General features: G+C 68.3%; 3 protein-coding genes and 1 pseudogene. All 4 read right to left on the bottom strand.

Annotated features, from left to right (window positions below; genetic code table 11):
• A partial coding sequence (locus VJ655_RS07270; RefSeq protein ID WP_324110399.1) for a PmbA/TldA family metallopeptidase occupies positions 1–420 on the bottom strand: 420 nt, incomplete at its 3' end.
• A gap of 88 nt (positions 421–508) precedes the next feature.
• Positions 509–910 (bottom strand): MAPEG family protein, encoded by a 402-nt coding sequence (locus tag VJ655_RS07275; protein ID WP_324110400.1) that lies wholly within the window; start codon positions 908–910, stop codon positions 509–511.
• 80 nt (positions 911–990) lie between these two features.
• Entirely contained in the window at positions 991–2,811 is a 1,821-nt protein-coding gene (locus VJ655_RS07280) for a M14 family metallopeptidase (protein WP_324110401.1), read from the bottom strand.
• Positions 2,812–2,931: 120 nt separating this feature from the next.
• A pseudogene (locus VJ655_RS07285) lies at positions 2,932–3,375 on the bottom strand (UbiD family decarboxylase); the annotation flags it as partial.

Below are 3,375 nucleotides of genomic sequence, written 5' to 3' on the forward strand. Positions count from 1 at the left end.
CACGCCCTTGACCGCGCGGGCGGCGTCCTCGGCGGTGCGGGCCTGGGTTTCCAGAGCCTCGGCCGAGGGCTCGTAGGGATCGACCAGGTCGAGTTCCGGATAGGGCGCGCGGGCCAGGCGGTCCTGCGGCGGCAGGCTGGCGTAGGGATCCTCCGGCGCCAGGCGCGCCATGGCCACGGCGCGCTCGATCAGCTTGGTGCGCGCCTCGGCGGAGATGTCGGAGCCCGACACGGTGGCGCTGCGCTGGCCGATGAAGACGCGCAGGCCGAGATCCCGGGCCTCCTCGCGCTCGACCTCCTCCAGTTCGCCCAGGCGGACGCTGACGGAAAGCGACTGGCGCTCGGCGAAGACGGCCTCGGCCGCGTCGGCCCCGGCCTTGCGCGCGGCGGCGACCACGTCATGCAACAGGTTTTCGTCCATGGGGTCTTATGGACTTTATCGCCTCCCCGGCGCAACGGGGGAGGTGGCCCCCCGGGGGGAAGGGGAGGGGGAAGGGGGAGCTTCGGGGTTACCCGATCGCCGACAGCAGCAGGGCCACCCCGGCGAAGATGTAGGCCAGCCAGGTGGCGACCATGCCCGCGGCGCGCGGGATCGAGGCGCCGCCGCTGTTGGATAGGCCCACCGCGTGGGCCACGCGGCCGACGAACAGCACCAGGCCCACCACATGGATCGCCAGCGGCGAGGCGCCGGCCACGGCCAGGACGGCCAGGGCGGCGATGCCGGCCGGCACGTATTCGGTCGCGTTGCCGAAGGCGCGGATGGCGCGCGCCAGCTCGGGGATACCCTCGTCGCCCAGCGCCACCTTGTGCTTCTGGCGCAGGCGCACGACCAGCAGCGACAGGACCAGCAGCAGGAAGAGGTGCAGGCCGGCCCACAGCGCCGCCGCGTGGCCGGAAACGATCGTGTCCATTACTCAAACCCTATGACGCCGCCCGCCCCCGAACGGCTGGCCATATGAGACCTTCCGCCGGGGATCGGCAACCCGCCCGCTTAAGGCGCCGTCTCGCGCGCGATCGGGTACAGCAGATGATGGTCGTCGTAGAACGGCGTGCGCTTGTAGAACCAGGCCAGGCGCGCGTCGGGATCGGCCGCGAACTTGGGCTCGGCGGCCAGCTTGGCCTCGAAATCGGCCTTCAGCTTGGGGTCGGCGGCCAGCATCTTCTCGGCCAGCGGCGCGATGGCGTAGGGCTCGATATATTCCACGCGGCTCAGGACCTCGGGGACCATGCCCCAGGCGAAGACGCTCTCGCTGGACTGCGGCTCCAGCAGCAGCACGACGAGGTCGCCCAGCGGCTGGTCGGTCGGCACGCGGACCGAGCCCTTGGGGAAGGTCCAGTCGCGCGTCTCGGTGGTGACCTTGTCGACGCTGATCTGGACGTGGCCCTCATTGGCGCGCGGGGCGATCTTGGGGTCGACCAGGCGGATCATCTCGACCTTGACGGTCTTGTCGGCGGTGAGGGTCTCCAGCGCCACGCCATGCAGCTTCAGCCGCTCGATGATGTCGGCGCGATAGCGGGGGACGTAGTAGGCGACGGGACGCTTGAGGCTCAGTGTCGAATGCGAGCCGTAGAACGGCGTCTGCCAGATCTCGGGATCGGCCTCGCCCAGCCAGCGGATTTCCTTCCGGCCCGAGGCGGGGCTGTCGTAGGTCTCGTACTTGATGCCCTTGAACGGGCGGATGTAGCTCGGCTTGTCATCGCCCATGAAGTTGGCCAGGACCTCGGCCGGCCGCAGGGCGCTGTCGGCGGCGATGGCCGCCCGCAGGTCGCCGCCCCTGTCGGCCAAGAGCTTCATCGCCGTTTCGATGAAGACGTAGGTTCCGAGCACACGCTGGACGTGGGGTTTCAGGCTATGGTTCTCGATCAGGATGGTCGGGACGTGGGCCGCCGCGCCCCAGCCGTTGGAGAAGCGCTCGCCGAGGCCGCCGTCATTGAAGCCGGCCTTGGGATTGTGCTCGTCGACGCCAAAGACCAGCTCGCCCGGAATGTGGCCCTCGGCTTCCAGGCTCTGGTTCATGACGGGTTTCAGCACCCCGTCCAGCCACTTGGCGATGGCCGGCGAGCGGTTCCAGACGCCGTTCTCACCGTTGAAGCCGTAGGTGACGTCGTACTGGTAGTCCATGCCGTCGGTCACGTGGACGTCGACATAGAGATCGGCCCTGTACTTGGCCTGCAGGCGCTTCAGGGCCTGCATCTCCGACTGGTCCAGCTTCATGAAGTCGCGGTTGAGGTTCTGGTTGGTGGCGGTGTTGCGCCAGCCCTGGATGCGCGGCCCGCGCTGGTTGGGGCGCGAATACGGACCCGAGCGTTCGTGGCCGTCGACCGACAGGATCGGGATCAGGACGAGATTGACCTTGTCCAGCAGGCCGTCCTTGCCGTGGAAGGCCATGTCCCGCAGCAGCATCATGCCGGCGTCCTTGCCGTCGATCTCGCCGGGGTGGATGCCGCACTGGACCAGCAGCAGGGGCTTCTTCGGGTCCAGCTTGTCGCCGTCCTTGCTGGCGACCACCGCGAAGATCGCGCGGCCCTGCGGCGAAACGCCGAAGTCCTCGACGCGGATCAGCTTGGACGCCTTGTCCAGCCGGTCGAACCAGGCGCGGGTGTCGGCGTAGGTCGGGCTGAAGTTGTGCTCGGCGTCGGCCTCGAACGGGGTGACCCACGGATCGGCCTTGTCTCGGATCAGCGCCTGGCTGGCGCCCTGCCAATGCGGGGCCGGCGGCAGGAAGGGCTGATCCCAGGGGTTTTTCGTCTGCGCCATCGCCGTGCTCACCATCAATACAGCGGACAGCGCCGCCAGGGTCAGTTGCCGCATTTCAGCCCCCTCAAGAAAATTGTCATCCGGGCGGAGCGAAGCGAAGACCCGGGACCGCGGAAAGCGCCGTGCTTCCGGCGGTCCCGGCTCGTCGCGCCGCGCGCTTGGCCGGGATGACAGCTATTTTGCCTTCCAGATCGGCGTGCCGTCGCCAGGCAACCCGAGCCGGGCCCATTTCTCGCTGACCGCGTCGACCACGGCCTGATCCATGCGGATCTCCTGGCCCCATTCGCGCTTGGTCTCGGGCGGCCACTTGTCGGTGGCGTCGAGACCGATCTTGGAGCCCAGGCCGCTCTCGGGCGAGGCGAAGTCGAGGTAGTCGATCGGCGTGTGCTCGATCACCGTGATGTCCCGCGCGGGGTCCATCTTGGTGCTGATCGCCCACATCACGTCCTTCCAGTCGCGGGCGTTGATGTCGTGGTCCACGACGATCACCCACTTGGTGTACATGAACTGGCGCAGATAGCTCCACACACCCAGCATCACGCGCTTGGCGTGGCCGGGATAGGCCTTCTTCATCGACACCACGGCGATCCGGTAGCTGCAGCCCTCGGGCGGCAGCCA

The sequence above is a fragment of the Caulobacter sp. genome, assembly GCF_035254145.1.
GTDB lineage: Bacteria > Pseudomonadota > Alphaproteobacteria > Caulobacterales > Caulobacteraceae > Caulobacter.